Consider the following 26,473-nt stretch of genomic DNA (forward strand, 5'->3'; position numbering starts at 1 on the left):
AATTCACCGCACCGTTCGGAATCGCAGCATCATGTCGTGGTCCTCGTGGTCGAGTATGTGGCAATGCCAGACGAAGCCTTGTAGCTCGGAATTGCCGTGTGCGTCATGGTGTCCCGCAGGTGAGACGGCGGGCATCGGATTGAGCCTGGGGAAAGAGGCATCGGGGTCGAAGCCGAGTTCGTCGGCCGTGGGAAAGCGCACCACGATGCGGGTGACGGTGCCACCGTCTACCCGCACCACATCCTTGTGCCCGCTCTCCCACAGCGCCGGCGGCACCGGTGCTCCCGCCAGGAACCCCTCCGGGTCGGGCGTCCACCGCGTACCTATCGGCGGCTGTGGATGAGCGGCCTGGTACTCCACCGTCCGTAGCGGCGTGCGGCTGAGAATCCGGAAGTTCACCAGATGGATGTGGATCGGATGCGGATCCGGCGTGATGTTGACGATGTTCCACACCTCGGTGGTGCCCTGCCGGGGCATCTCGATATCCGGGTCGGAGTAGCGCAGATTGTTCAGCGACATGATCGCCGGTGGCAGCCGCAATTCGTAGGGCTGGGTGACGGTCAGATTCCGCACCAGGGCCGGCGTCTGCACGGGTGGTAGCGGTGGCGGGCGGCCCGGCCCGCCGCGCAAGGTCTGTGGCACCGGGCCGCGGAAGCCGGTGGTGTCCTCGACGCGGAACCGGCAGAACACGGGCATGGCGACCTCACCCAGCACCGCGGCCTGGAACACCGGGGGTTCGTCGTTGCACAGCTCGACCGTCTCCCCCGGCGCGAGATCGGCGAAATCGACCAGCAGATCGACCCGTTCGGCAGGAGTGAGGCGCAGATTGCGCACCGGAACCGGTGCATCCAGCAGCCCTTGATCGTTACCGATCACCCAGAAGCGCATGTGATTGCCGAAGAACAGATTCCAGGTGCTGAACGAGGCCGCGTTGATGACCCGGAAGCGATAGAGACCCCGCGCCACCGACAGCCGCGGCCAGACCGCGCCGTTGACCAGCCCGACATCACCGACCGCGCCGCCTTCCCACAGACCCTGCGGCACAACGACGGTCGAACGCAGGCTTTGTCGTCCCTCGGGGGTGAAGATCTTCTCCTGCAGGACCAGTGGCAGCTCGAAGTCGCCGGCCGGGAGACCGAGCGGATTGTCCGGCAGGCCGGTGTCGAATTCGTCGCGCAGCAACATCATTCCGGTGAGACCGGCGTACACGTTGGCGCGGGTGATACCCATCGCGTGGTCGTGGTACCAGAGGTGCCCGGCCGGCTGGCGCAGCGGAAATTCGTGGTCCAGCTGCTGACCGGGCAGTACCAACTGCTCGGGATTACCGTCACTCGCCGGTGGTGTCACACCGCCGTGCAGATGCAGTGATGCCGGCACCGTGGTCCGGTAGCTCTCCGGGACTCCGTGCAGACTGGTGTCGAGGTCGGCTGCGAATGGATGGGCGCCCAGCTCGTTGCGGAACCGGACGTGCAGCGGACTGCCGGCCTCGTGCTCGATGGTGGGGCCCAGATAGCTCTCCCCGTTGTAACCGAAGGCGGGGACCGCCGGCAGGTCGGGATGGAAACGATGTGCGGTGGTGGAGGCGACCATATCCAGCCGACTGCCCGTCAGCACCGGCAACCGTGGCATCTCCTGCACGAAACGCCGCAGCGGCGGCGAATGGAACAGCAGCGGGCTCTCGAAACCCCCGGGTGGCGGTGGGTCGGCCGCCGCCACGGCCTGCCCCGCCAACACAGCCGTCAGTCCCGCGCCTACCCCTCGCAACATCGCACGGCGGCCGATCGGTCGATACATCCTCGCACCTTCCGGGGTGACAATCGCTTCGTCTCCCGTCGGAAGGGACCATACCATCGGGTACAGTCGACGGTACTGATTCGGATGGATTTCTTCACACCGGAACTGCAGGTCGCGCGCTCCCCTACCATCAGAGTTATGCACCTGGGCAAGGCAAGAGTGGTCCGATGACGGCAGAACCGAGGCAGACGAAGGTGGCGAAGGACGCGACACCCCAGGAACCGTCCGCGGCGGCGGCCCCGGAGAGCGCCCCACGCCCGGCTCCCACGAGCAAGCAGACCCCACTCGCCACAAAGGCCCCGCTCACCAAAAAAGCGGAGGCCCAACACCGTACCCGCCGGCACACCGCCCGCCTGTCCTACGAGGACTGGGTGAACGGCGCACTGGATCTACTCGCCCGCGAAGGGGTGACCGCCGTGCGGATCCCCCGGCTGTGCCGGGAACTGGGCGTCACCAAGGGCAGTTTCTATTGGCACTTCGACGATCTCGGACAACTCGAGACCGCGATGGTCGATCGGTGGGGCGCTATGCAGACCGAGGCCGTGCGGGCACTGGCCGCGCTGGATTCGATTCCGGTCGAGCGCCGCATCGAGCAGATGGGCGCGATGCTCGTCGACCCGCAGCACTGGATGGTGGAAGCATCGATACGGGAATGGTCACGCACCGACGAGAAGGTCGCACAGGCGGTCCGCGCACTGGATCAGCGTGTCTTTCAAACGGTGCGCACCATCATGATCGACCTGGGCTTCGATCCGGCGCAGGCGCGACTACGTGCGGGCGCCATGGTCTATCTGGGAATCGGAATGATCCACGGCCGGGAGAACTTGCCGACTCCCACTCCGGACGAGATGCAGGCAGTGATCGACCTACTCACCAGACCGTGAGAACGGTGCCGGTGGAGCCGAGAATAGTGAAGCCGAGTAATGAAGTGGGCCTAACGCTCCACAATCCGAACACTATGACCGTCGAGGGGCCGGCGATTCGGATGAGGCCAGTAGGCGTTCGACAAGTTGAAACAGGGCGCGACGGCGATGGGCATACGCCTCGTCGGCCGGCACGGTGAGAGGAGGTGGTGCGCTGTCAGCGATCGTGATCGACCCGCTTCCCTGCACCCGGTACAGCTGCCAGCGCCGCGTTGGCCGCGGTACCGTCGGCGGTAGAGGGGATAACCCGCAGTATGACGACGATGCCGTGCGCGCTGCATACGTGCATCGTGTTGAAAAGCTCGAAAGGATAGGGGTCCAAGTGGGTTCGATGACTGCCGAGCTGCAGGTGCCGAGCAGAGGGTGACCATCCGGTCGGGTCGTAGACGACCTGTCGCACCAGTCCGAGGCGCGGCCGGAGGGCGGTGAGCAGTCCTGGGAGTTCGGCGGCCAGGTCTTGTGTGCGGGGCCACCAGACACCGTCGATGTGGCCGGTGCCATCGCGGCGCGGACGCAATCGCAATCGTGGTGTACAGAGCGGTGGGCGACGAGGCGGTGCGGGATGCAAGGTTGCCGATGGCTGCGCCATGAGACGCTCCTGTCACAGCCCGCCAGGGCCGGAATCCGAATCGGAGACGACGCGACCTCGACTGGTCGACATGCGGGATGCCTCCGGATATGGTCCAGCCTACTCGCTGACATCTGCCGGACGACCTGCGCGAATGGAATCGAGGGATGGCGCATGCCGCATCGCCTGTCGGATTCCGCGCTTATGTTGATCATCATCGGTGAACTGGGTCGGCTCGGCTGGCAAGGCCCTGATCGTCGCCCGGCCCGCCGGGCCGCACCGCGCTGGGGGGACACCCACCAGCCGACCGCGTTCCTCACCTCTCGGGTCGATACAACTGGTTCGCGCCATGTATACCCGGATACCGTGCGGGAGCGAATCTGCAGACATGCGAGTTCGAGGCCCACACCGAGTGTCTCGACGACGGCCGGCACACGCTGCATCAATTGCGGCATTCCCGGCTGCGGAGCCGGATCAGTGGTGCGGATTACTGCGCGCGCTCACGGGCACGATGGTCGGTGGTCCACACCGGTTGCAGCATGTGCCAGTCGGCCGGGTGCGCGGCGATACCGGCGGCGAACCGGTCGGCCAGGGCTTGGGTCGTGGCCTGCACACCATCGGTGGTGTCGATCGGCGCGCCGACGTGGAAACCCCAGCCGTCGGGGGTGAACCAGCAGTGCACCGGGAGCAAGGGTGCACCGGTGTCGATCGCCAGCCGAGCCGGGCCGGCCGGCATGCAGGCCGGTTCACCGAAGAAGGTGACCGGCACACCCGCGCCGGTCAGGTCGCGTTCACCGAGCAGCCCGACGATCCGCCCCTGCCGCAGCCGCGCGGTCAGCTGCGCGAACGGCGGTGCGGCGCCGCCGGTGAGAGGGACGATCTCGAATCCGAGGCTTTCCCGGAATCGGACGAAGCGGTGGAACAGCGATTCCGGTTGCAGCCGCTCGGCGACGACGGTCGGTGTGCCGACCCGCTGGACCAGCCACACTCCCGCCAGGTCCCAGTTGCCGCTGTGCGGTAACGCCAGCACGGCCCCGCGCCCGTGCCCGACCGCCTGGTGGATGTGTTCGAGCCCGGTGGCCGCCGAGTCGATGGTCGCGGCGAGCCGCACCGGATCCATCGACGGCAGCCGGAACGCTTCACACCAGTAGCGAGCGTAGGAGCGTAGGCTCGCGCGCACGAGATCGTCGGGCACCTGCGCCGCGGTGGTGGACAGCACCCGGGCCAGATTTCGCCGCAGCTGAATCGGACCACCACCGCGAGCAGCGCGATCGGCCGCGACCTCGAACGATCGCATCGCCCACTGCTGCGGCAGGGCCCGCACCAGCCGCCAGCCGGCCGCATACCCGAGATCCCAGGCTCGGTCCTTCGTGGTCATCGGCCACCACCGGCCGATAACGTCACAGTTCTCGTAGCCGCGGCCGTCGGGAGGCATGCAGCAGCCGGCAGCACGCCGAGCCCGAAAGTGATGATCATGACGGCCTCCAACGCCGGTCGGGTGCGGGCCTTATGAGTCGGAGATACCCCATCCGACGGGACGACACCCCCGCGGAGGAAGTTACCTGCGATGCTTCGAACGTCGGCTTGTGCGTACGCGCGCTATCGGCCCGGTGGGCGCCGCGGGCGTGGGTAGGATGGAAGATGCCGGGGGCTTTTCGTACGAAACCACCCGTGATCTCGTCGTCGCCCGGCCAATGAACAGGGCCCGCCACGCGGCCCCGGTCAGGAGCGTCGTGATGACGCGACAATACGAGCCGATCCCGCAGGACCGCTCGCCACGCTTTACCCTCCTCAGCCGACCGCCGGTATCACGCCGGTTACCGACACCGCGAGCACCGCGCCCGGGTTCGGTGGATGGGGCCCGGTGGCCCCGCACGACCGACTTGGTCGCCGAACTGTCCGATCTGGAGGCGCTGGGCCGGCGGGCAGGCAGCATCGACCGAATCATGTACAGCATGGACGCCTGGCAGCCGGCACCGAGGCGCGCGATGATCGGCGGACGTTCGGTTCGCCTGGACGGATACCGGCACCTGCCCGCCCACACACTCTGTGTCCTGAGACCGGACCCGACGGACCCGGCAGACCGCGGCACACGCAGCCCATCCTGCGCCCGATCCGCGTCCCGTGTGGGAGGCCTGATATGACACAGAACCCACCGCAGGACAGCGGCGGTGCCGCCGCCGACCGCGGCCCGGGCCGATTCCGGGCCGGCGCCGACGGTGGGCAACCATTCGACAAACCGACCCGCACACCGCGGCTGCTGCTGCGCGAGGGTGACGAGGAATCCGGCGGCGTAGACGGCGCATGGTGGCCCAGAACCGACAACCTCACCACCGAACTGCACGACCTGGTCACCGCCCTCACCGCGCGACTGGGCGCGACCGCCCGGATCAGCTTCGACTGGAATGCGCTGAGCCTGTCCCAACGTCGCATCGACGCGCCCGACGGGATCGAGGTCACCGGCCCGCTTCCGGACCAGCCACCCCAAGTGATGTATGTCTTCGGCCCACACGATCGGCACCTTCGATTGCTGGTGATCAATCCCGCCACCCCCGCAGACCAGGCACACGCGCAGATGCGCAGGGCCGTAAGCGCCGGCGCCGACAAGCCGGAATCATGAACTACCCCGGGTGGCGACATTGCCGGCCACCGTGCCATGCCGCTGCCCGCCGCTGTCCGATGGTGAGGTTCTCGATCGGGACCCCTGTATCTCCGCGGCACCGACATCGACGGCTCGGTCGTCGCGCCTCGTCGCGGCATATTCGTGACGAAACGTGGTCGCGATTCAGGGTTCGCGGCCGTCACTGCCGGGCAGCGTCGTTCCGAGCGGTTCGCCCGGCCGCCGCGAGTACCGATGTCGCGACGGCAGGATCGGTGCCCTCCGGGATGGCTCGCAACACGATCACGGTGCCGTTGGTCGCGCACAGATACATGATGCCGAACAACTCGAACGGGTACCGGTCCAGTCGCACAGCGCGTCCCGCGACGACCGGATGCCGGTCGGTGGTCGACCAGGTGCGCGGATCGTAGACGATGCGCCATATCTGTTCTGCTCGCGGCCGAACTGCGGCAATCAGATCGGGCAGCTCGGCTGTCAGATTGCTCGATCGTGGCCACCAAGTCGCATCGATATAGCCACTCGCATCAGAATCCGGGCGCGGACGGAATCGAGGGGGGTCGGTGAGCGTTCGATCACGGACGGACACAGACGCGTTCAGTGATGGTGGCGTCATGGGACGCTCCTGCCGCGGCCTCCGCGAAGACCGGATATCGCATTCGGGGGACGTCGCTACCTCTGCTGGTCAGCGCACGTGATGCCGCCGAATGCCTCGACTCTACACGCAGCGCTCGGCGCAAGTCCGCTCCCGCAGACCCGTCCCCCTGTTATCCGCCCCGGGCGTGGCAGCGAGCGCCTTTCGGCGAGTGCGGGCCTGCGGATCGGCACAATTCACCGGATGGTGCGGGCGATCCGGTTCCGGCGGCCGCTCGCATAAATTCTCGGTAGCCAGACATCGAAATCAGCGGCGAACCGGTGTCGGTCCGGTAACGACGCCCCTCACGCTGCTAACACCCGGCATCCTTGAGCGATGGTGTAGGTGTCGCCGATCCGACGACGCAGTCCGGCCGCTTCTGCCGACCCGGACGTGGACCCTCGATACGCGTCGGGGCGAATTTCAGCGGTGCGCGGCGCCAGTATCAGCTCGGCGGTTCGGCCAGGTGGCACGCACCTTCGCCGCCCGGCATCACCTATTTCGCGAGACGAACGGTGTGCGATGAAGGACGAGCTCCGTCCCCGTAACGGTACTTCGACGACCAACTCTGCAAGTTTGACTACCTTGCTGCAAGAGACCGCGAACGGCAACACCGATTCCTTCGCCGCGTTCTATCGATCGACCAGACCTCGGTTGCTCGCCAGACTGACCTTCATCCTGCACAGTCCGGTTCTGGCCGAGGAAGTCAGCCAGGAAATATATCTTCACATCTGGATCGCGGCCGGGGACTACGATGCCGACCGCGGAAGTCCGATGGCATGGCTGATGATGTTCGCGCATCGTCGCGCTGTCGACCAGGTGCGCTCGGAGCAAGCGCTGGCCGACCGCGAACGCGCTTTCGGCCGCAGACAGTTCTCACCCGACCATGACGTGGTCTACGACGAGGTCGGCCAGCGCCTCGAACAACGCGCCGTCGCCGGGGAAGTGTGCAAACTTCGCAGCCGCCAGCGCGAAGCCATCGAGCTGGCCTTCTACGGTGACCGCACCTACGCTCAGGTCGCCATCGACCTCGACATCCCGCTACCGACCGCCAAAGCGCGGATCCGAGCCGGACTGAAAACCCTCGGCCGCCGCCTGTCATCAAGCTCGCACGACCTTCCGTGAAAGGCGGTCATCCTTCCTCCGCCCCGCGGGCAGCGGCATCGCGTGTGGCGGGATCCGCGCGGGGATGTGACAGTGTGGCCGTGAGGCCGGCCAGCAGGATGTCGAGTCCACGTTCCAATTCGGCGCGGCCGTCGTAATCGGCCAGCAGCGGGGCGAGTCGGCGTAGCAACGGGAATTCTGTGACCGGCAACCGATGCAGACCGAGACGCAGCACTTCGTCGGTCTCTTCCGGGCGTTCCACCAATTCTTGGAGCTCATTGAGCACATGGCCGTAGAGGAAGCCGAACAATGCACGATAGATGTGCAGAGCATCGGCTCCGGAGAAACCGGCACGGGTCAGCAATGCCAGTACGTCCTCGAGCGGCCGTACCACCGCTGGGGAACGTTGCCCGAGCGGTGTCGCCAGCGGCCGCGTCACCAGCAACGGCACCACCCGGGGATGCGCCAGCGCCAGGGCACGGAAATCGCGAGCGACCTTCCGTAGCCCGCCGGCCCAGTCCGGGTCGGCGCTGTCCACTCGCAGTTGCGCGAAGACGATCTCGGCAACACCGTCGAGCACCGCCGCCTTGTTCGGTACATGCCGGTAGATAACCATCGGGTCCCGGCCCACCGCCTCGGCCAAGCGGCGCATCGACAATCCCTCGACGCCGTCACTGTCGATGATCGCCAGCGCCGCCGCGAGTACTCCCACGCGGGTGACCCGACCGGCGCCACGACCATTCGCGGCACGACCCATGCGGGCACCACCTGTCGGATCTTGGACCTCCGATGACGTTTCGTTCATGACGCGGGCTCATTTCCTCCGATGCCGACAACCGTAGATATAAACTGTATACCTACAGCGTTGACATTGTCTCGACATGGGCGTCTACTGGAGTAGTCACTCCCATTCGAGCGTCGGCACCCGCGTCCCTCTTCTTTCGGCGAGTCGGCAGCCACGGATTCGGGCACAGGCAACAGTCGACATGCCGATCATTGCCACCACATCCCGCCTCGACGAGTAAGGACCGGTCCATCATGACCATCGCTCACACAATCGCAACGAAGACCAAGGCTTTTCCGGAAGCAATTCGCCGCTACCTCGATCCCCTACCGGAACGCGCCTCCCCCGCCCCGGCTCCCCTCTCGACGGGCCCGCCCGAAGCCGCGGTGACCCACCACCCACCGCGACTGAGCCTGAAGCCGAAAAATCGTCACTCGGACTACATCGACGGTGCGTGGTGGCCCGAGTCCGCCGACCTCGCTACCGAACTCCCGGATCTACTGGCTGTCTTGACGATTCGGCTGGGTCCGGTCGATCGGATCGTCTACGACCCGGACGGCTGGTCACGGCCACCCCGGCAGATGACGGTCGGAAGTCGTTCGATCGGCCTCGAGCCCTATCCGTTCCACTTGCGCAACACGATGTATGTCGTCGGCGCCGACACCGCCGTCATGGTGCTCCGCGTGATCCTTCCATCCACCGACGCCCGCGCCGCCCACTCCCAATTGGTGGCCGCCGGCACTCCACGGGAGGGATAGATCATGCCCCGCCTCCATACACGACGTCCGATCGTCAACCACTTCGAGACGGACACGTCCGCCTCGGACGAGCGACAGCCCTTCCGCACACCCACACGCACACCCCGTCTGATGCTCCGCGAACGCGGTGCCGTCCCCGGAAACGTCGACGGCGCCTGGTGGCCGTGGACCCCGAATCTCACGTCGGAACTGCACGACCTGATCAGCGCCGTCGCCCCACGCCTCGGGACCACGATGCGCGTCGGATTCGAATGGAACGCAACAAGTCTCGCCCAACGACGCATCGGTACCGACGACCACATTCGCATAAAGGGCCGCAGCGACGACCAACCGCCCGAGGTCGTGCATCTCTACGGAGCGCACAACACCGCACTCGCGCTGCTCGTCATCCCCGCCGCCACGGCGCCCGAGGTCGCCCGGGAACGCATGCGGCTTGCCGCGGCCGGCCATCTCGGCCCACCACCCGGACCGTGACACCAGCAACGGACCGATACCCGCTCGAGACAGGAGCGTCGACCATGACACCGGAGAATGTTCACCCGAACAGGGAGAACTCGGGCTCGGTCGGGGAATTGGTACCGCGGCTGCGGCTGAAACCGGACTCGGCGAAGATCGGCTACGTCGACGGAGCGTGGTGGCCGCGCAGCGACGACCTCGTTGTCGAGTTGCCCGCGCTGCTGGCGAGCGTGTCGGGCCGGCTCGGACCCGTCCGCCGGATCACCTACCGCCTCGGTGAGTGGGCGAACGCGCCCAGCGATCTGGTTGTCGAAGGGCTGGCCATCCGCCTCGAAGGCCACCGCAACGGGACCGTCAACACGATCGAAATGCTGGGCACCCGCGACCGTCGACTGGTCATCCTGGTCGTCCCGCCCTACACCGACGACGATCGGGCCCTCGCCGCGATGAACGCCGCCGCCACCACCGGCGACGCCTCAACCGTGGACGAACTGCTGATGATCACCCCGCGAGAACGGCGCAACCGCACCGCACAAGCGGACGCAGTGCGGCGATGGCGAACCGGCGATCCGAATCCGCACGACCAATGAAAAATCGCAGCGGGCGCGTGCCCGCCGCGCCGACTCGTCGCGGGCTCGTCAACCGGCACACACACTGGGCCGGTCGAACGCGTCGGCTACTCGTTTGAACCGACGCGTTCTCGATCGCTGCATATTCCCGGGAAGATGCGGTGATCTGCCCAGCCCATACCCGAACGGAAGCGACCCAAACCGACTGTCGCTCGTCGAGGGCCTGTTGCCGCAACCCGCGCACAGGCACATCGACCCCAGCGAAGCATCCGCAGTGATCGCCGGCTTCGTCGTACTCATCTTCGGCGATCAACTAGCGCAACGAGTTCGCGCGATGCCACATAACAGCGAATCCGCAGGTCAGTGACCTGCGGATTCGCTGTGAAGTGGAGCCTAGGGGAATCGAACCCCTAACCCCTGCCTTGCAAAGGCAGTGCTCTGCCGATTGAGCTAAGGCCCCGGTCATGCCCGCGAATCAGTTCGCGGTGGCCTCGTGCCACACGTCCCCGCCGCTGCGCTTGCGAACCTTGGTGACAGCGAGAACAACTGCGGCAACAACACCGATCATCACAAGAAGTTTCATGCTGTCCACACTACTGTGCCGAGTCGGGCACGTCGGTGGCGACCTGTGCCGGTGAACTCCGGGGAACAGACGGGATCCCCCCCCGGGTCCCTGATCGAATGAAGTGGAGCCTAGGGGAATCGAACCCCTAACCCCTGCCTTGCAAAGGCAGTGCTCTGCCAATTGAGCTAAGGCCCCCTCGGCCGCTGACGCGACCAGGTATTGAGATGTGGGCCTAGGAGGACTTGAACCTCCGACCTCTTCGTTATCAGCGAAGCGCTCTAACCGCCTGAGCTATAGGCCCGTGGTGAAACCGTGTCTCACTCGACTCGGTAGAGATTACACAACGTACCGATTGCTCTCCAAAACGCCTGGTCAAAGCACCCGTAAACGAGAGGTGGCCGGCCCCGCCGCGCGGGACCGGCCACCTGTCGACAGTGTGAATCAGTCCGGATCGGCCAGCGTGACCTGCACGCCACCGACCAGGTCGGTGCACTGGTTGTAGATGAACACACCGATCGTGGCCAGCGCAGTGAACAGCACCACGTTGATCAGGCCGACCACCGAGGCATATCCGAAGACACTGCCGGCATCGATCAACCCCGTGGAGGACGAGGAGTTGTTGTCGGCGACCATATCGGTGAAGGTGCTGTTCAGCCGATCCCACACCCCCATGCCGGAGAGCACGATGTAGAGGAATCCGACTGCCAGCATCCACACGAAGAACATGGCAACGCTGATCACCAGCGAGACCTTCAACGTGGACCACGGATCGATATGGCGCACCTGCACGGTCGCCCGCAGCGGCTCCCCGCCCTGGACGGACTGGCTCACCGCCGACCGGGCCGACGGCGACGGGGACGGCGCGGACGGGCCCGCAGGCGCCGACGCCGCCGTCTGTGCCCTCGGCACCGACTGGGCCGCAGGAGCTTCCGAGTGCGGAAGCGGATGGCGCAGCTCGGACAAATCCGGAAGATCCTTGATCAGCTCCGGCCGCGAGATACTGCGGGTGGGTCCGTCGATCCCGACGGACTTCACCATCGCCGCTTCCTTACGCGCGGCCTTGGCCGCGAGATCGGTAGTGGTGCGGGCGTTACTCACCCCGTTGTTACCGCCGAGGCCGACCGAACTCGACCGGCCGCGCACCGGCGCCTGCCCCGGACGATTCAGATTCGACTGCGGCTTCTGCTGCGACCACCCCTCCTCGAACCGGGAGCCATTCCCTTCCGCGGCTTCCGGAGCCGGGACATCGGCTTTCCCGGAATCGCTTCGAGGCTCAGACTTTTCGGACGAATTGTCCGAGCCTTTGTCGGCCGACGCCCCGGCCTGCGGCGACGGCCGCGGCGGGATCGGTGACGGTGCGACCCGCTCGGTCACACCGTTGGTGTGGTGTCGCTCGTCGTTCGGCTGATTCGGAGTGGTCAATGCAGAATCCTTCGATCCGTCGTGGCGCCGCTGCTTGTGGAGAACCTACCGCTTCCAGAACCTAACGCGCATCCGAGTCTCAGGCCTCGTCTTCACCGAGAACCTGGTCCGGCTCATCGGCGTTTCGCGCAATCGCGAGCAACGTATCGCCGGCGCCCAGGTTCATCAACCGCACGCCCTTGGTCTGTCGACCGGCCTTACGGACCTGATTCGCGGCCGTCCGAATGACACCGCCACCGGACGTTATCGCGTAGAGCTCGTCGTCGTTGTCGACGATGAGCGCTCCCACCAGACTGCCACGCTTCGGGTCGTACTGGATCGTCAACACACCCTTACCGCCGCGTCCCTGCGCCGTGTACTCCTCGATCGCAGTGCGTTTGGCGTAGCCACCCGACGTTGCCACCAGCAGATACGTTCCGTCGCGGACGACATTGAGCGACAACAGTTCATCGTCGGTGTTGAACCGCATGCCCTGCACGCCGGAGGTCGCCCGGCCCATCGGGCGCAACACCTCGTCGTTGGCGGCGAAGCGGATCGACTGGCCCTTGCCGGACACCAGCAGCAGATCGTCATCGGCCGAACACAGCGCGGCACCGACCAGTTCGTCGGTGCCCCGCAGGTTCACCGCGACGATGCCACCGGACCGGTTGGAATCGAAGTCCGTCAGCCGCGACTTCTTGACCAAACCGTTACGCGTTGCCAGCACCAGATACGGCGCATCCTCGTACGTCGTCAGCTGAATGACCTGAGCGATCTTCTCGTCCGGCTGGAACGCCAGCAGATTCGCCACATGCTGACCGCGCGCGGTGCGGTTGGCCTCGGGCAGCTCGTAGGCCTTGGCCCGGTAGACCCGGCCGAGGTTGGTGAAGAACAGCAGCCAGTCGTGAGTCGAGGTGACGAAGAAGTGCTTGACCAGGTCGTCCTGCTTCAACCCGGCGCCCTGCACCCCCTTGCCGCCACGCTTCTGGCTGCGGTACAGGTCGGTCCGGGTGCGCTTGGCGTAACCGGTCGCGGTAATCGTCACCACGACGTCCTCGCGGGCGATCAGATCCTCGTCGGCGACATCGCCGTCCGCCGCGACGATCCTGGTCCGCCGGTCGTCGCCGTACTTCTCGACGATCTCGGCCAGTTCGTCGCGCACGATGGCACGCTGACGCTCCGGCTTCTCCAGGATGTCCTTCAAATCGGCGATCTCGGCCTCGATGCGGGCCAACTCGTCGACGATCTTCTGCCGCTCCAGGGCCGACAGCCGGCGCAGCTGCATATCGAGAATGGCGGTCGACTGGATCTCATCGATATCCAGCAGCTCCATCAGGCCGGTCCGCGCGGTATCGGTATTGGCCGAGCGGCGGATCAGCGCGATGACCTCGTCGAGCATATCCAGCGCCTTGACCAGGCCCCGCAGGATGTGCGCCCGCTCCTCGGCCTTGCGCAGCAGGTAGCGGGTCCGCCGGACGATGACCTGCAACTGATGGTCGACGTAGAGGCGGATCATCTGATCCAGCCGCAGCGTGCGCGGCACACCGTCGACGATGGACAACATGTTGGCACCGAAGCTGGTCTGCAGCTGGGTGTGCTTGTAGAGGTTGTTCAGCACCACCTTCGCCACGGCGTCCCGCTTGACGGTGATCACGATCCGCATGCCGACTCGGTCCGAGGACTCGTCGTGGATATCGGAGATACCCGCGATCTTGCCGTCCTTGACCTGCTCGGCAATCGAGTTGATGAAGTTGTCGGTGTTGACCTGATACGGCAGTTCGGTGATGACGATCGTGGTGCGACCCCGATTGTCTTCCTCGATTTCCACCACACCGCGCATCCGGATGGAGCCGCGGCCGGTGGTGTAGGCATCGTGAATGCCCTGGGTGCCGACGATCAGGCCGTGCGTGGGGAAGTCCGGACCCTTCACCCGCTCCATACACGCGGCGAGGGTGGTCTCCTCATCGGCCTCGTAATTGTCCAGCGCCCAGTAGATGGCCTCGGCTAGCTCGTTGAGATTGTGCGGCGGGATATTCGTGGCCATACCGACCGCAATGCCGTTGGACCCGTTCATCAACAGGTTCGGCACCCGGCTGGGGAGAACGACCGGCTCCATCGAGCGGCCGTCGTAGTTCGGGCTGAAATCGACCGTTTCATGGTCGATTTCGCGCAGCAGTTCCATCGCCAGCGGGGTCAGCCGGCACTCGGTGTACCGCATCGCCGCCGCGCCGTCGTTACCGCGCGAGCCGAAGTTGCCCTGGCCGTCGACCAGCGGATACCGCAGCGACCACGGCTGCGCCATGCGCACCAGGGTGTCGTAGATCGACGAGTCGCCGTGCGGATGGTAATTACCCATCGTCTCGGCGACCGGACGCGCGGACTTCACATAGCCGCGATCGGGCCGGTACCCGTTGTCGTACATCGCGTAGAGCACCCGCCGGTGCACCGGCTTGAGGCCGTCGCGCACATCGGGCAGCGCACGGCCCACGATCACGCTCATCGCGTAATCGATGTAGCTGTTCTGCATTTCGTTCTGGATATCGACCGGTTCGATCCGGTCGCCCGAGCCACCGCTGGGCGGCAGGGTTGTCTCAGTCATCAATTCTCCTTGGCAGGCCGGGGGTGCAACGGGCGCGCAGGCGAAACCGCGCGGTGCCGGTTACACATCGAGGAAGCGAACGTCCTTGGCATTGCGGGTGATGAAGCTGCGACGCGCCTCGACGTCTTCGCCCATCAGCACCGAGAACAGTTCGTCGGCGGCGGCTGCGTCGTCCAACGTCACCTGACGAAGCACCCGCACCGAGGGATCCATGGTGGTTTCCCACAGTTCCTTGGCGTTCATCTCACCCAGACCCTTGTAGCGCTGGACGCCGTCGTCCTTGTTGATCTTCTTGCCGGCGGCCAGACCGGCCTCCAGCAGACCGTCGCGCTCCCGGTCGGAGTAGGCGAATTCCGGATCCGTACGCTGCCACTTCAGCTTGTACAGCGGCGGTTGGGCCAGGTATACGTGCCCGTGCTCGACCAGCGGCCGCATGAAGCGGAACAACAGGGTGAGCAGCAGGGTCGCGATGTGCTGGCCGTCGACGTCGGCGTCGGCCATCAGCACGATCTTGTGGTAGCGCAGCTTGGAGATGTCGAACTCGTCGTGGATACCGGTTCCGAAGGCGGTGATGATCGCCTGGACCTCGTTGTTCTTGAGAACCCGGTCGATTCGGGCCTTCTCCACATTGATGATCTTGCCGCGCAGCGGCAGGATCGCCTGATACATCGAGTCACGCCCGGATTTGGCGGAACCGCCGGCGGAGTCGCCCTCGACGATGTAGATCTCGGACTTGGCCGGATCCTTGGACCGGCAGTCGGCCAGCTTGCCCGGCAGGCCACCGAGGTCGGTCGCGCTCTTACGCCGGACCAGCTCACGAGCCTTCCGCGCGGCCACCCGTGCCTGCGCCGAGGACACCGCCTTCTGCACGATGGTCTTGGCGTCCGCGGGATTGGCCTCGAACCAGTGCGCCAGATGCTCGTTGCAGGTGCGCTGCACGAACGACTTGACCTCGGTGTTACCGAGCTTCGTCTTGGTCTGGCCCTCGAACTGCGGCTCACTGACCTTGACGCTCACAATGGCGGCCAGACCCTCGCGGATATCGTCGCCGGTGAGGTTGCCGTCCTTCTCCTTGAGGAGCTTCTTCTCCTTGGCGTACCGGTTCACCACCGTGGTCAGCGCCGCGCGGAAGCCTTCCTCGTGGGTGCCGCCCTCATGGGTGTTGATGGTGTTGGCGAAGGTGTGGACGGACTCGGAGTAGCCCGAATTCCACTGCATCGCGATCTCGAGCTCGTGCCCGGTGCCCTTGCTGGTGAACCCCACCACCGAGTTGTGAATCGGCTGCTTGGTCCGGTTGATGTGCCGGACGAAGTCCTCGAGCCCACCCGGATAGTGGTACGTGCGGGTCTTGACCTTGGGCTCGGCCGCCTCCGACGCCACTTCCTCGTCGGTCTTGGGAGCCTCCGCCTTCTCACTGACGACCTCGGAGGTGACCTCGGCCTCGGTCACCCGCTCATCGGTCAGCGTGATGGTCAGTCCCTTGTTCAGGAACGCCATTTCCTGCAACCGGCGCGAGATCGTTTCGAAGTTGTAGACCGTGGTCTCGAATACGTTCGGATCGGCCCAGAACCGCTGGGTGGTACCGGTGCGCTTGGTCGGGTCGCCCTGGACGAGCTTGCCCGGCTTGGCGTCCTTGTACTCCTGGGTCCAGTGGTAACCATCGGTGTCGATATCGACGACCATGCGGGTCGACAGCGCATTGACCACCGAGATGCCGACACCGTGCAGGCCGCCCGAGACCGCATAGGCGTCGGAATCGAACTTGCCGCCGGCGTGCAGCTGGGTCATGACGACCTCGACGGTGGGCACGCCCGAGGGGTGCATCTCCACCGGAATGCCGCGGCCGTCGTCGACGACCTCGACACCGCCGTCGGCCAGCAGGGTGACATCGACCCTGCTGGCGTAGCCGGCCATCGCCTCGTCGACCGAGTTGTCCACAACCTCCCAGATCAGGTGGTGCAGACCGCGCTCACCGGTAGAACCGATGTACATACCCGGGCGCTTACGGACCGCCTCGAGTCCCTCGAGGACCTTGATGTTGGAGGCACCGTAGTCTTTGTTGCCCGCTGTCGCCCTGGACGAGCCGCTTGCATTGGAGTCGTTGGCAGCCACTGCTCGGTAGCTCTCCTTACTTGCTGATCCCTCGACGCGACGTCGGACACCACATTCGGGCCGGGGCCGTACGACATCCGCTCGAGATTTTCGGAACTACTCGAGAGGCGGACGGCCGGGGTCCGTGCGCGGGCTGCGCGGAGCGCATCGAAGGTATCGCCGCTAGTTACTCTTCCATCTTACTGGTACCCCCGACACAGGATGCACCTATGACACCCCTGAGAGCTCCGTGAGTGCGTGAAATCAGCCATCTCCGGGTCCGGTTATGGGCCGAGGCCGCCCCGGAAGCCTCAGCGAAGAACTACGGCATGCGGTTCCCGCGCCGGAAAGTTACGCGAATGTGGTTCCACCGACCATCGCGCGGAAAGCGGGTCCACAGCCGTTCGGCGCCCATTCGTTCCACGTGAAACCGACACGGCATCAGCCGGAATCAGCCATAGGTATCGCGTGGGCCGCGCCCTTTGATGTGCCGCTCCCCTTTACGCCAGCTCGGCGCGGCCGGCCCGCTGATCTTCAACGAAGTCACCACTCCCTGTCCGACCGCGGCGTTGATCTTCGCCAGCAGTTGCGCCTGCAACATGCGCAACTGGGTGGCCCAGGCGGTCGACTCCGCCTGGATGCTCAGCACCCCGTCGGTGAGCGAGACCGGGTCGGCATGGGAGGCGATATCCTCGCCGACCACCGCCGACCACCGGCCGAACACCGTTCCTTCCGCCACCTTGCCGGACCAGCCACGACTCTTCGCCAAGGAACCGGCCAACGCCGACAGCGGCTGCGGGTCGCGGTCGTCCGGGCCGGCACCGGACCAGCCGGAACGACGACGGCGCAGGGCTCGCACCCCGCCCTTACGCGGCGAGGCACGCCCCTGGCCGACGGCCTTACCGCTCGCCCGCGCCGCCGCGCGCGCTTCTTCCAGCGCCCGGCGAGCCAGATCCACGCCACGCAGTTCCGGTTCGGAATCGGCGCCGGACGTCACGGGATCGCCGGCACCTCCAGCGCCTTGGTCCGCGGCCACAGGCGACTCCCTTCCCGTCGATCGTTCGGTCGATCGAGTACTGCGGAATTATCCACAGCCTTTGTTGGCAACTCACCCGGACAGTGCCGGAGCAGCGAAGACGGTCTCCGGATCGGGCGCTCGGTCAGATTAACTCCTGGGTACGACAGCTCGCGGCGATCGCACCGCACGGCCGGCCCGGATGTCTCGGATCGGCGAGTCACGGTGTAACGGTGTCGTGCTCCCCGGCCTCCCGCATCGGCTCCTCGTCGGCGTCGATGCGGGAGGTCCGGTCGTCGGCGATGCCGTCGGTCGTCACCCGAACCGGGTGAGCCTCGAGTTCGGCCGGTACATCCTCGGGCACGGCCGCGGTGATCAACACCTGCTCGGCACCGGCGGCAACGGCGGCCAGTGCGGTACGCCGCCGACGGTCGAGCTCGGCGAAGACATCGTCGAGCAACAGCACCGGGTCGGTCCCCGCGCTGCGCAGCAGTTCGAACGCGCCGAGCCGCAACGCCAGCGCGAACGACCAGGACTCGCCATGGCTGGCAAAGCCTTTCGCGGGCGCCGAGCCGAGCATGAGATCCAGGTCGTCACGATGCGGACCGACCAGGCACACTCCACGTTCGAGTTCCTTCGGGCGGGCGGCGGCCAGCTCACGCACCATATTCGACTCCAGTGCCGCCACATCGTCGGGCTGGGGAGAGCGCTGTGGATCGAGGAATTCCTCGGGCAGGGTCGCACTGCGGTACCGAATGGCAGCGGTCCGGGATTCCGGAGCGATGGCGCGATAGGACTGCTCGAGATACGGGTGCAGCTCGTGTACCAGGCGCAAGCGCTGGGCCAGCAATTGCGCTCCGTGCGCGGCCAGATGTCCGTCCCAGACATCGAGCGTGCTGAGGTCCGCAGGTGATCCGGAACGAGAACGGGCCTGCCGCCCAGCGGTTTTCAACAACGCCGAACGCTGCCGGAGAACCCGGTCGTAGTCCGAGCGCACCCCCGCCAGCCGCGGCAGGCGGGCCGTGGCGAGTTCGTCGAGAAAGCGGCGGCGTTCGGACGGATCGCCACGGACCAACGACAGATCTTCCGGCGCGAACAGCACCGTATGCAGAATTCCGAGGATTTCCCGCGGCCGCCGTACCGGCGAGCGGTTGATCTGGGCACGGTTGGCCGAGCCCTGATTCAGCTCGGCATCGATGCGTAGCTCCCGGCCACCGTTCACCACGGTGGCGCCGATCCGGGATCGCTGCTGCCCCAACCGGATCAGTGGTGCGTCGCCTGCCACCCGGTGAGAACCGAGTGTGGACAGGTAACCGACGGCCTCCACCAGGTTCGTTTTCCCGTTGCCGTTCGCCCCCAGGAAAACGGTTCTGCCTGTGGGTAACTCGAGATCGACGTGCTCCCAAGACCGGAAATCACGCAGCGTGAGGTTTCGAATGTGCATAACTTGACCGCCGTTACCAGGCACTATGCGTCGGGCTGACCGAAAACCGCACGGGCCCGGAGTTTTTCACAGGTTTATCAACAACTCCACACATCGGAGTGGACAAGTGCCGCGGCGCCGAGACCGGTCAGCCCGGCAAACGCACCGGCATCAACAGGTAGATGTAGTTACTCGACAACGCCGTGAAGGTACCGGACTCCGACTGCTCGGTCTCCTCATCGGTCGTCGGGCACATCACGGCCGGACGGCTGGGGGTGGTGAACCCGAAGGTCACTCGTTCCGAGTGCAGGGCCGACAGACCGTCGTTGAGATAGCTCGGGTTGAAGGCGATGGTCAGCGGCTCACCACGGAACTCGGCCTCCAGCCACTCCTCGGCGCGCCCCGCATCGTCGCCGCCGGCGGACAGCTGCAGGCCCTGATCGGAGAATTCCAGCCGGACCTGGGCACCACGTTCGGCCACAAGGGCAACACGTTTGATCGCCTCGATCAGCGCACTGACCTGCAGGGTCGCCACCGAAGTGTGTTCCTTGGGGAGCAATTGGCGGAACTTGGGAAATTCCGCGTCGAGCAGGCGCGTGGTGGTGCGCCGCCCGCCGTTCACGATGCCGAGTAGCCCGTCGGTACCGGTGCCGAAGGCCAGTTGGACCGGCGCGTCGGACGGGCCGAGGGTCTTGGCCGATTCCGAGAGGGTGCGGGCCGGCACCAGTACCGCGGTCTCCACATCCTCGCGGCCCGGTTGCCACTCCAGATGGCGCACAGCAAGCCGGAAGCGGTCGGTGGCGGCCAGGACCACCCCGGCCCCTTCGATCTCGACCCGGATACCGGTGAGCATCGGCAGGGTGTCGTCGCGCCCCGCGGCCACCGCCACCTGGCTGACGGCCTCGGAGAACACATCCACTCCCAATTCACCCGTCTGCGGCGGCAGTTCGGGCAGCTGGGGATAGTCCTCGACCGGCATCGTGGGCAGCGAGAACTTCGCACTACCGCAGGCGATCAGCACGCGAGTGCCGTCCACGGAGACGTCCACCGGCTTGTTGGACAGCGCCTTGGTGATGTCGGCCAGCAGGCGACCGGACACGAGGACCTGACCGGGCCCGGCGACCTCGGCGGCAACCCGCATCTGGGCGGACACCTCGTAGTCGAAGCCGGAGACCGTCAGACCGTCCTCATCGGCTACCAGCAGCACCCCACCCAGCACGGGTACGGGCGGGCGAGACGGCAGGCTACGGGCCACCCAGGCGACGGATTCCGCGAAATCCTCGCGAGCGACCCGAAACTTCATACTTGCAAGCTCCATCGCTCGGTATGTCCTCTCCCAGTCTCGATCGGTCGTGATCTGTCTCGGTGCGGTGGTGATCTGCTCGGCTGATCGGCGTGGCTCGTGTGGAGCGGCGATGCGGTGGAACGGCTCGCCCGCAGGTACCTCCGGCCCGACACGAACGACCGACCTCAAACCGTACCCGCGAAGACCACCGATCACCACGCCGACCCTCACGCCGGTGCGTCGTCCGCCGGAGCGGATCCGAACCGTATGTCAGCTCATCGTACGGGGTCGCCGCGAGCCTGCCCGCGCTTCACCCACTGTCCGGTGCAGCGAGTCCGCGTACGTCTCTCGGCCCGTCCCGGATCTTCTCGATGCCTCGTTCGGATGTGGAGTACTGCCCACCGTCCCGTCGGCTCCCCGAGCCGAGTTTCCACACAACCTGTTTCAAAGAAGAAATCTAATGAAGAAGAACTCAAGTAGTAATAGGCGCTGTGGAATCTGTGGACTTGAGCTGTCTGCCCAGGTGAGCAGGCGTGGCGGCGTGTGGATGTCCGGTGAGTGACTCGAGGATGAACTGTGCGTGGTTGTGGAGACTCGAAAACTGTCCACCGTTCATCCTCGAGTCATCCTCGAGTTCTCCCCCGATCCTGCCCCTGTTGTGCACACTGTGCGCCGATCGGTGGACTACCGGGGGATTCCTCGAGGACCTGACAGGAAGTCCTCGAGGAATCCACAGGGCTTTTCGGGCCTTTCCGCAGCTGAGGGCCGGTGGATGAATCTGCCTGTGCAAACTGTGGATCAACGGGTGTTGATGAATGTGTACACAGTTCACCCACAGGCCTGTGGGCAACCTCGAGGACAAACGGTGGATTCCTCGAGGATTCCACAGGGATTCCTCGAGGAATCCACAACACGAAAAAGCCGATCCCCCCAGGTCAACGGGGTGGATCGGCTTGTGTACAGAGATCAGCGCGAAGGCTGTTGATCAGCGTGAGCGCTGCTTGATGCGGGCTGTGAGTTCTTGGACCTGGTCGTAGACCCGGCGGCGCTCGGTCATCTCCTTGCGCACCTTCTTCTCCGCGTACATCACGGTGGTGTGGTCGCGCCCGAACGCCTGACCGATCTTCGGCAGGGACAGATCGGTGAGCTCGCGGCACAGATACATCGCGATCTGACGGGCCTGAGCCAGCGGACGGGCCTTACCCGGTCCGGTGAGCTCGTCCAGCGTGGTGTTGAAGTACTCGGCGGTCACGGCCATGATCGTGGATGCCGTGATCTCGATCGTCGTGGTGTCGGGCATCAGATCGCGCAACACGACCTCGGCCAGCGACAGGTCCAGTGGCTGGCCGTTCAGCGAGGCGAACGCGGTCACCCGGATCAGGGCGCCTTCCAGCTCGCGGATATTGCGTTCGACCCGGCTGGCGATCAATTCCAGCACGTCGTGCGGGACATCGAGCCGGTCCATCCGTGCCTTCTTGCGCAGGATGGCGATCCGGGTCTCGAGTTCCGGCGGCTGCACATCGGTGATCAGACCCCACTCGAAGCGGGTACGGAGCCGTTCTTCCAGGGTCGCCAGCTGTTTGGGCGGCCGGTCGGAGGACACCACGATCTGCTTGTTGGCATTGTGCAGCGTATTGAAGGTGTGGAAGAACTCCTCCTGGATGCCTTCCTTGCCCTCGATGAACTGGATGTCGTCCACCAGCAGGATGTCGGTTTCGCGGTAGCGGCGTTTGAACGCCACCTTGCGGTCGTCACGCAGACTGTTGATGAAGTCGTTGGTGAATTCCTCGGTCGAGACGTACTTGACCCGCATCCCCGGGAACAGGCGCTGTGCATAATGGCCGGCCGCGTGCAGGAGGTGGGTCTTCCCCAGCCCCGAGGCACCCCAGACGAACAGCGGGTTGTAGGCCCGGGCCGGCGCTTCCGCGATGGCCACCGCCGCCGCATGCGCGAAGCGGTTCGAGGCGCCGATGACGAAGGTCTCGAAGGTGTACTTGGCGTTCAGGCTGGCCGCCGAGGTGGCCGGAGCCGTCGGCGAGGGCTCCGGTGACTTCGAGAAGTACGTCGGCCAGGAACTGCGCGCGTTGACCACTGCCTCGTCGGGTTCGCTCGCTCGGCCGGCACCGGGCCGCTGCTGGGGCGCGCTCTCCGGATCCGGAGCGAACAGCGATTCTTGTCCGGGATGGCCGCCGCCGCGCGATATCTCCTGCTCATGGCGTAGCGCCTGCTGCTCGTGGCGCAGCAGATCGGTTTCCGGGCTCAGCTGTTCCTGCGGGTGATGCCGGGCCTCGGGCCCACGGACTTCCTGCTCGTGCCGTAGCGACTCGGCGCTGCGAGCCGAATCGGGATCCTGGAACGGTTCCCGACCGTGCAGCGGTACACCACCGTGCAAGGACAGGGACTCTGTTCCGGGGCCGGGCAGGCCGTGCATCGGGTCCGGACCGGGTACCGGCGGTGGTTCACGGCGCAGTGGTTCCGGGATCCGGCGCAGGGAGTCGGTTTCGCGGCGGAGGGGTTCGGGTGCCCGGCGCAGAGAATCGGGTTCGCGCAGCGGCTCGCCGTGGAGCTGTGATTCGGGTTCCCGGCGCAGCGGTGAGGTCGGCCCGAGGCTGTCCGGCAACTCCCCGGCCATCGGAGCCGAGGGATAATCACCCTGGGGATAGGCGGTGTGAGCCTGATAGTCGGCCGGGGCGAGATACCTGGGGGTGGGGAATTCTGCCGTGTCGGCGTACTGCGGCGGCGCCGGGAAGCCGGCCGGTTCGCGCGGCTTGTCGCGCATCCGTTCCGGCCGGGAGGTCAGCCGGGCGTGGCGCGCGGTCGTGCCGGGGCGGTCCGGCGGCGGATTGGCCGGCGCCGCGATCCGGACGCCGAGCCCTTCGACCTGAGGCCCCAGGCGCCGGGCGAGCGATCGCAGAATGGGTTCCCGCAGGTCACGCTCGATAGCCTCCTGGGCCAGTGAGGAGGGGACCGAGAGCAGGGCGAACCCCTGTGCGACCGTCAATGGTTTCACCAGACCGAGCCACGCCTTCTGCGCGTTGGTGACCGGCGGAATGGCGCCATCGGTGGAGCCGGCGGTAAGCTCGGCGACCACCTCGGGCCAGACGGCGGTCAACACATTCTGCTCGTCGTCCACGTAACATTTCCTCCCCGGAGCAAGTCGATAGGAGCACCACGGTCGCCTGGCCGCCAGCGATACGAATATGCCACTCCAGGGGTCTTTCCACACAATTATCCACAGATGTGGAGAACTCCGGTGACACCTGACCTGCTGCCATAACCCCCCGGTCAGCGCCTCGACCTGCGCTTCAGCAGCAATTATCTAGCTATGGAGACTAGTGGTTGTGTGGCGACGGTGACAAGGGTGGTTCACGGCCTGTCGCGTGCGGGTTGCGGACGTGGTGCGCGTCTCAGGCGGCACCCCGAGTTTGACCCTCTCGAAGCTGGTCAGTACCCTCAGACAGTCACCCGTTGACACGGTGTTGGCTGCCTGCTGCCGGTCGGTTTCGATCCAGCGGACCACCACACAGCGGGTTTTGTGCCGATGGAAGCCATTTCCATCGTGACTACATACGTTTCACCGAACAACTTCGGGCGCCGCGTGGTGCCCACCTACTCGAGGAGTGTTGACCGTGGCCAAGGGCAAGCGGACGTTCCAGCCGAACAACCGTCGTCGTGCGCGGGTCCACGGGTTCCGCCTCCGTATGCGTACCCGCGCCGGGCGCTCGATCGTCTCGGCGCGTCGTCGCAAGGGCCGCGCCTCCCTGACGGCCTGATCGCTCGGCATCGGCATCGCCGCCATGCCTGACTCGTCGTTCGTCTCGCCCCTTCCGTTTCCCCGTTACACGCTCGGACACTCAGGTGTTGCCTGAGCCGTACCGGCTGCATCATCGTGCCGACTTCTCCCGGACGGTGCGGCGTGGCCGACGAATCGGGAGGCGCGACATCGTTGTGCACGTAGTGCTGTGCGAAGCGACGTTCGACTCCACCGGCTCGGCGCTCGTTCGATTCGGCGGTCCTCGGTTCGGCCTGATCGTCAGTAAGGCGGTGGGCATCGCGGTAGTACGACACCGCGTAGCCCGCCGCCTGCGTCATATCTGTGCCGGGATCGCCGCGGAACTACCCACCGAGGCCGATGTCGTCATCCGGGCACTTCCCGGTGCCGCTACGGCCTCCGCTGTCGAACTGGATCGCCAGCTGCGATCCGCCCTGCGGAAATTGTCGTTCGATGTCGCCGACGCGCGCACAGCTCCGAGTGATGTGTCATGAGCCGCCTGCACACGGTGATGCGGCTCCCCGCGCAGCTCTTGATCTTCCTGATCGAGCTGTACCGAACCTATGTCTCCCCCATGCGCCTCCCGGTGTGCCGTTTCACCCCTACCTGTAGTGAGTACGCGGTGACGGCCCTACGCACCCGTGGCCTCTTCGTGGGGCTCGGATTGACGGCCGTTCGTCTGGCGAAATGTGCGCCCTGGCACCCTGGTGGATGGGATCCCGTCCCGGCCCGGCGGTCGCGCGCTCATCGGAGTAGCCGAGCCTACGACGAGGCGGCTGAACAGAAGGCTTGTAAAGGGTCGCCGCATGCGGTGACCGGCGACACGACCGACGGGAGTACTTAGAGCCGTGCTCGACTTCATCTATTACCCGGTGTCCTGGATCCTCTGGTTCTGGCATCGGGTCTTCGGGTATGTCTTCGGACTCGGAGATTTCGACAAGGGCGCCAGCAGTGGGTTCGCCTGGGCCCTGGCTGTGGTGTTCCTGGTGTTCACCCTGCGAATCGTGCTGTACAAGCCGTTCGTCAAGCAGGTTCGCACCCAGCGGCAGATGCAGGAGTTGCAGCCGCAGATCAAGGAATTGCAGCGCAAGTACAAGAACGATCGCCAGAAGATGGCGGTCGAAATGCAGAAGCTGCAGAAGGACCACGGCTTCAATCCGCTGATGGGTTGCCTGCCGGTACTTGCTCAGGTGCCGGTGTTCATCGGTTTGTTCCACGTGCTGCGGTCGTTCAACCGCACGGGTACCGGTATCGGTCAGCTGGGCATGAGCCCGGAGTTGAACGCGCAGACCCCCAACTATGTGTTCAATGCCGATGATGTCCAGTCGTTCCTGAGTGCCCGAATCTTCGGTGCGCCGATCTCTGCTGCCATCACCTCCCCCAAGGAGACGTTGGACGCGTTCGCCAGCTACGGCGGCATTCCCAGTGTCGCCAACATGGTGGCGGTGGCCGTCCCGCTGATGATCATTGCGGGCGTCGCGACGCACTTCAACGCGCGGGCTTCGGTGGCGCGTCAGAGCGCGGAGGCGGCGGCGAATCCGCAAGCCGCTTTGATGAACAAGCTGGCGTTGTGGGTGTTCCCGCTCGGTGTCGTTGTCGGTGGTCCGTTCCTTCCCATCGCCGTCCTGCTCTACTGGGTGTCCAACAACATTTGGACCTACGGGCAGCAGCATCTGGTCTTCGGCCGGATGGAGAAGGAAGAAGAGCAGAAGAAGCAGGAGGCAGTCGAGCGGAAGGCGCAGAACGCGCCCAAGCCCGGAGCCAAACCCGCGGCGACCAAGAAGAAGTCCGGACAGCCGGAGAAGGCCGCTACTACAGAGGCCGGCGCGGGCCCGGAAGCCAATGGAACGGGAGCGGACTCCGACGCGGATACCGTCGAGGACGGCACGGCCAAATCCGACACTGCGAAGTCCGGGACCGCTAAGTCGGGCACTGCGAAGTCCGGTGCTGCTAAGTCGGGAGCATCCGGGAAATCGGCCGGATCCGGTAACCGCAAGCGATCGGGCAACAGAGGCCGAGCCAATCAGAAGAAGCGCCGATAACTGCCTTGCGATTGCGACTTTCCGGCGTGCAGGCGCCGGACACGACGGATGATTCGGATTGAAGGAAACGACT

The 26,473-nt window shown here is 65.5% G+C and carries 23 protein-coding genes, 3 tRNA genes and 1 pseudogene; 11 read left to right on the top strand and 16 right to left on the bottom strand.

Features of this window, described 5'->3' with window-relative positions; all coding sequences use genetic code 11:
* Window positions 1–3 precede the first annotated feature (3 nt).
* Window positions 4–1,794 carry a multicopper oxidase family protein gene (locus NV2_RS26950; RefSeq protein WP_067880449.1) on the bottom strand — a complete coding sequence of 597 codons (1,791 nt, stop codon included), beginning with the start codon at window positions 1,792–1,794 and terminating at the stop codon, window positions 4–6.
* A gap of 167 nt (window positions 1,795–1,961) precedes the next feature.
* Between NV2_RS26950 and NV2_RS26955 the strand changes: the two genes are divergently transcribed.
* Window positions 1,962–2,678, top strand: a complete 717-nt coding sequence (locus NV2_RS26955) for a TetR/AcrR family transcriptional regulator (protein ID WP_084475539.1) — start codon at window positions 1,962–1,964, stop codon at window positions 2,676–2,678.
* Window positions 2,679–2,874: 196 nt separating this feature from the next.
* Here NV2_RS26955 and NV2_RS26960 read toward each other — a convergent pair whose 3' ends face one another.
* Both NV2_RS26960 and NV2_RS26965 read right to left on the bottom strand, forming a co-directional pair.
* Window positions 2,875–3,306 (bottom strand): DUF5994 family protein, encoded by a 432-nt coding sequence (locus tag NV2_RS26960; RefSeq protein ID WP_157103115.1) that lies wholly within the window; start codon window positions 3,304–3,306, stop codon window positions 2,875–2,877.
* 466 nt (window positions 3,307–3,772) lie between these two features.
* Window positions 3,773–4,663: a phosphatidylinositol mannoside acyltransferase gene (locus NV2_RS26965; RefSeq protein ID WP_036509911.1), complete on the bottom strand. Its 891-nt coding sequence runs from the start codon at window positions 4,661–4,663 to the stop codon at window positions 3,773–3,775.
* A 358-nt stretch (window positions 4,664–5,021) separates the two neighbouring features.
* Between NV2_RS26965 and NV2_RS33015 the strand changes: the two genes are divergently transcribed.
* Both NV2_RS33015 and NV2_RS26975 read left to right on the top strand, forming a co-directional pair.
* Window positions 5,022–5,429, top strand: coding sequence for a DUF5994 family protein (locus tag NV2_RS33015; protein ID WP_373863617.1), 408 nt, complete (start codon window positions 5,022–5,024; stop codon window positions 5,427–5,429).
* The gene (locus NV2_RS26975; RefSeq protein ID WP_063023213.1) at window positions 5,426–5,905 is read left to right on the top strand and encodes a DUF5994 family protein; all 480 of its coding nucleotides are present in this window, start codon (window positions 5,426–5,428) and stop codon (window positions 5,903–5,905) included. The genes NV2_RS33015 and NV2_RS26975 overlap by 4 nt, the downstream gene beginning before the upstream one ends.
* A gap of 181 nt (window positions 5,906–6,086) precedes the next feature.
* Here the strand turns inward: NV2_RS26975 and NV2_RS26980 are convergent, their stop codons facing one another.
* Entirely contained in the window at window positions 6,087–6,518 is a 432-nt protein-coding gene (locus NV2_RS26980; RefSeq protein WP_157103116.1) for a DUF5994 family protein, read from the bottom strand.
* A gap of 363 nt (window positions 6,519–6,881) precedes the next feature.
* Here NV2_RS26980 and NV2_RS26985 point away from each other — a divergent pair, with 363 nt between their 5' ends.
* Window positions 6,882–7,661 (top strand): sigma-70 family RNA polymerase sigma factor, encoded by a 780-nt coding sequence (locus NV2_RS26985; RefSeq protein ID WP_157103117.1) that lies wholly within the window; start codon window positions 6,882–6,884, stop codon window positions 7,659–7,661.
* A gap of 7 nt (window positions 7,662–7,668) precedes the next feature.
* Here the strand turns inward: NV2_RS26985 and NV2_RS26990 are convergent, their stop codons facing one another.
* Window positions 7,669–8,397, bottom strand: a complete 729-nt coding sequence (locus NV2_RS26990) for a TetR/AcrR family transcriptional regulator C-terminal domain-containing protein (protein WP_051025538.1) — start codon at window positions 8,395–8,397, stop codon at window positions 7,669–7,671.
* Between the two features lie 281 nt (window positions 8,398–8,678).
* On the opposite strand from NV2_RS26990, the gene NV2_RS26995 reads away from it, so the two are divergent.
* The 3 genes from NV2_RS26995 (at window position 8,679) to NV2_RS27005 (ending at window position 10,228) form a co-directional block, all read left to right on the top strand.
* A complete protein-coding gene (locus NV2_RS26995) occupies window positions 8,679–9,182 on the top strand; it encodes a DUF5994 family protein (protein ID WP_067880461.1) in 504 nt (167 codons plus the stop codon).
* Window positions 9,183–9,293: 111 nt separating this feature from the next.
* Window positions 9,294–9,656: a DUF5994 family protein gene (locus tag NV2_RS27000; protein WP_210749025.1), complete on the top strand. Its 363-nt coding sequence runs from the start codon at window positions 9,294–9,296 to the stop codon at window positions 9,654–9,656.
* 44 nt (window positions 9,657–9,700) lie between these two features.
* On the top strand, window positions 9,701–10,228 hold the full coding sequence (locus tag NV2_RS27005; RefSeq protein ID WP_067880464.1) for a DUF5994 family protein: 528 nt from the start codon (window positions 9,701–9,703) through the stop codon (window positions 10,226–10,228).
* A gap of 366 nt (window positions 10,229–10,594) precedes the next feature.
* On the opposite strand, the gene NV2_RS27010 is transcribed toward NV2_RS27005, so the two are convergent.
* The 11 genes and pseudogenes from NV2_RS27010 to dnaA form a co-directional block, all read right to left on the bottom strand.
* Window positions 10,595–10,667: transfer RNA gene (locus NV2_RS27010), tRNA-Ala, on the bottom strand.
* Window positions 10,668–10,682: 15 nt separating this feature from the next.
* Entirely contained in the window at window positions 10,683–10,790 is a 108-nt protein-coding gene (locus NV2_RS31975) for a DLW-39 family protein (RefSeq protein ID WP_210749024.1), read from the bottom strand.
* 104 nt (window positions 10,791–10,894) lie between these two features.
* A tRNA-Ala gene (locus NV2_RS27015) sits at window positions 10,895–10,967 on the bottom strand.
* A 32-nt stretch (window positions 10,968–10,999) separates the two neighbouring features.
* Window positions 11,000–11,073, bottom strand: a tRNA-Ile gene (locus NV2_RS27020).
* A 140-nt stretch (window positions 11,074–11,213) separates the two neighbouring features.
* On the bottom strand, window positions 11,214–12,194 hold the full coding sequence (locus tag NV2_RS31890; protein WP_067880467.1) for a DUF3566 domain-containing protein: 981 nt from the start codon (window positions 12,192–12,194) through the stop codon (window positions 11,214–11,216).
* Window positions 12,195–12,273: 79 nt separating this feature from the next.
* A complete protein-coding gene (gene gyrA, locus NV2_RS27030) occupies window positions 12,274–14,772 on the bottom strand; it encodes a DNA gyrase subunit A (protein WP_067880470.1) in 2,499 nt (832 codons plus the stop codon).
* Between the two features lie 60 nt (window positions 14,773–14,832).
* Window positions 14,833–16,884, bottom strand: a complete 2,052-nt coding sequence (gyrB, locus tag NV2_RS27035; RefSeq protein ID WP_067880473.1) for a DNA topoisomerase (ATP-hydrolyzing) subunit B — start codon at window positions 16,882–16,884, stop codon at window positions 14,833–14,835.
* A 430-nt stretch (window positions 16,885–17,314) separates the two neighbouring features.
* Window positions 17,315–17,860, bottom strand: a complete 546-nt coding sequence (locus NV2_RS27040) for a DUF721 family protein (RefSeq protein WP_067880533.1) — start codon at window positions 17,858–17,860, stop codon at window positions 17,315–17,317.
* Between the two features lie 238 nt (window positions 17,861–18,098).
* On the bottom strand, window positions 18,099–19,322 hold the full coding sequence (recF, locus tag NV2_RS27045) for a DNA replication/repair protein RecF (RefSeq protein ID WP_067880476.1): 1,224 nt from the start codon (window positions 19,320–19,322) through the stop codon (window positions 18,099–18,101).
* 127 nt (window positions 19,323–19,449) lie between these two features.
* Window positions 19,450–20,619, bottom strand: coding sequence for a DNA polymerase III subunit beta (dnaN, locus tag NV2_RS27050; protein WP_067880479.1), 1,170 nt, complete (start codon window positions 20,617–20,619; stop codon window positions 19,450–19,452).
* A 952-nt stretch (window positions 20,620–21,571) separates the two neighbouring features.
* Window positions 21,572–22,666, bottom strand: a pseudogene (gene dnaA, locus NV2_RS33060) (chromosomal replication initiator protein DnaA); the annotation flags it as partial.
* Window positions 22,667–24,215: 1,549 nt separating this feature from the next.
* Between dnaA and rpmH the strand changes: the two are divergent.
* The 4 genes from rpmH (at window position 24,216) to yidC (ending at window position 26,400) form a co-directional block, all read left to right on the top strand.
* A complete protein-coding gene (rpmH, locus tag NV2_RS31135) occupies window positions 24,216–24,359 on the top strand; it encodes a 50S ribosomal protein L34 (RefSeq protein WP_068159283.1) in 144 nt (47 codons plus the stop codon).
* A gap of 85 nt (window positions 24,360–24,444) precedes the next feature.
* Window positions 24,445–24,852, top strand: coding sequence for a ribonuclease P protein component (gene rnpA, locus NV2_RS27060; protein WP_084475543.1), 408 nt, complete (start codon window positions 24,445–24,447; stop codon window positions 24,850–24,852).
* On the top strand, window positions 24,849–25,202 hold the full coding sequence (gene yidD, locus NV2_RS27065) for a membrane protein insertion efficiency factor YidD (protein WP_067880485.1): 354 nt from the start codon (window positions 24,849–24,851) through the stop codon (window positions 25,200–25,202). Before rnpA ends, yidD begins: the two co-directional genes overlap by 4 nt.
* 4 nt (window positions 25,203–25,206) lie before the next feature.
* Window positions 25,207–26,400 carry a membrane protein insertase YidC gene (gene yidC / locus NV2_RS27070; protein WP_067880488.1) on the top strand — a complete coding sequence of 398 codons (1,194 nt, stop codon included), beginning with the start codon at window positions 25,207–25,209 and terminating at the stop codon, window positions 26,398–26,400.
* Window positions 26,401–26,473 lie beyond the last annotated feature (73 nt).

The organism is Nocardia vermiculata NBRC 100427 (assembly GCF_001613265.1).
In the GTDB taxonomy this organism is placed as follows: domain Bacteria; phylum Actinomycetota; class Actinomycetes; order Mycobacteriales; family Mycobacteriaceae; genus Nocardia; species Nocardia vermiculata.

What these genes read in the sequence shown, in the direction of transcription:
- NV2_RS26980 (WP_157103116.1), bottom strand. Translation starts at nt 6,518, where the DNA reads ATGACGCCACCATCACTGAACGCGTCTGTGTCCGTCCGTGATCGAACG.
- NV2_RS26975 (WP_063023213.1), top strand. Translation starts at nt 5,426, where the DNA reads ATGACACAGAACCCACCGCAGGACAGCGGCGGTGCCGCCGCCGACCGC.
- gyrA (WP_067880470.1), bottom strand. Translation starts at nt 14,772, where the DNA reads ATGACTGAGACAACCCTGCCGCCCAGCGGTGGCTCGGGCGACCGGATC.
- NV2_RS26960 (WP_157103115.1), bottom strand. Translation starts at nt 3,306, where the DNA reads ATGGCGCAGCCATCGGCAACCTTGCATCCCGCACCGCCTCGTCGCCCA.
- NV2_RS27000 (WP_210749025.1), top strand. Translation starts at nt 9,294, where the DNA reads ATGCTCCGCGAACGCGGTGCCGTCCCCGGAAACGTCGACGGCGCCTGG.
- NV2_RS26950 (WP_067880449.1), bottom strand. Translation starts at nt 1,794, where the DNA reads ATGTATCGACCGATCGGCCGCCGTGCGATGTTGCGAGGGGTAGGCGCG.
- NV2_RS31975 (WP_210749024.1), bottom strand. Translation starts at nt 10,790, where the DNA reads ATGAAACTTCTTGTGATGATCGGTGTTGTTGCCGCAGTTGTTCTCGCT.
- NV2_RS26965 (WP_036509911.1), bottom strand. Translation starts at nt 4,663, where the DNA reads ATGACCACGAAGGACCGAGCCTGGGATCTCGGGTATGCGGCCGGCTGG.
- yidD (WP_067880485.1), top strand. Translation starts at nt 24,849, where the DNA reads ATGAGCCGCCTGCACACGGTGATGCGGCTCCCCGCGCAGCTCTTGATC.
- NV2_RS33015 (WP_373863617.1), top strand. Translation starts at nt 5,022, where the DNA reads ATGACGCGACAATACGAGCCGATCCCGCAGGACCGCTCGCCACGCTTT.
- NV2_RS26990 (WP_051025538.1), bottom strand. Translation starts at nt 8,397, where the DNA reads ATGGGTCGTGCCGCGAATGGTCGTGGCGCCGGTCGGGTCACCCGCGTG.
- NV2_RS26995 (WP_067880461.1), top strand. Translation starts at nt 8,679, where the DNA reads ATGACCATCGCTCACACAATCGCAACGAAGACCAAGGCTTTTCCGGAA.
- NV2_RS26955 (WP_084475539.1), top strand. Translation starts at nt 1,962, where the DNA reads ATGACGGCAGAACCGAGGCAGACGAAGGTGGCGAAGGACGCGACACCC.
- dnaN (WP_067880479.1), bottom strand. Translation starts at nt 20,619, where the DNA reads ATGGAGCTTGCAAGTATGAAGTTTCGGGTCGCTCGCGAGGATTTCGCG.
- recF (WP_067880476.1), bottom strand. Translation starts at nt 19,322, where the DNA reads ATGCACATTCGAAACCTCACGCTGCGTGATTTCCGGTCTTGGGAGCAC.
- NV2_RS27005 (WP_067880464.1), top strand. Translation starts at nt 9,701, where the DNA reads ATGACACCGGAGAATGTTCACCCGAACAGGGAGAACTCGGGCTCGGTC.